We start from the raw sequence: 782 nt of genomic DNA on the forward strand, positions 1-782 counted from the left end.
TTTGCCCCACCCAGCGGTGCCGCCACGCATTGCAGCAGAGCGCGCTGCTTGGGATAAGCCGTTCAGGTCGATCATGGCTCGTCGTACTCCATCGGCGGCATTTGCTCGGTGCCGATCATTTTGAAGTCGGGAGCCACCGCTACCGGCGCGGGCTGCTCGGCGTATGCCAGTTCTATCTTGTCGAAGCTGGAAGGGTTGCCACAGAGGTCAACCATTTTTTCAGGTGGCACCCCATCGATCCACTCGGTTACCACTTCGCCATCGGCGTTGCAGCCTCTCCACGCCACCGGCTCGCCCTGGGCCAACTTCGCGCCAACTCTGGCGTCCCGCATGGCCTCCAGTTCCTTGACTGCCTCCCGCAAAACCTCAAGCTCGGACAGTGGGCCTCCCTGCCCCTTGTCGGCTGGCGCGGATTGGTTGGCGTAGAGCGGTTCGGTAAAAGGGCCGCGCTTCTCTCGGCTGACTCGGACGTTGGCGATTGCAGTGTCATCGCGGACCAGTCGGTTGAAGTCTTCGATGCAGATGTAGAACGGTGCCACCGGCTCGCCATGCCCCTTGTCGGCTGGCGCGGATTGGTTGGAGAGGAAGGTCACAGCCTCGCCGATGGCCTTGCCTTGGCCTTGAAAGCTCGGCCCAGTGATCCTGGTTAGCAATGCAAGCGCCTTGGTCAGTTCTGATGTGACCTTGTCCCGCTGCGAACGCGCCTTGGCCTTCATGCTCTTTTCTGCATCGCGGTCGGCGGTTATGGTTTCGAGCCGAAGTTTCAGCCGTTCCACCTCAGC

Annotated in this window: 1 protein-coding gene; it reads right to left on the bottom strand. The window is 61.4% G+C overall.

Annotated features, from left to right (window positions below):
* Positions 1 to 71: 71 nt before the first annotated feature.
* Positions 72 to 782: hypothetical protein (locus tag JZ00_RS31130; RefSeq protein WP_039591950.1), on the bottom strand; the 711-nt coding region annotated here is incomplete at its 5' end.

Source organism: Pseudomonas frederiksbergensis, from assembly GCF_000802155.2.
In the GTDB taxonomy this organism is placed as follows: Bacteria; Pseudomonadota; Gammaproteobacteria; order Pseudomonadales; family Pseudomonadaceae; genus Aquipseudomonas; species Aquipseudomonas frederiksbergensis_A.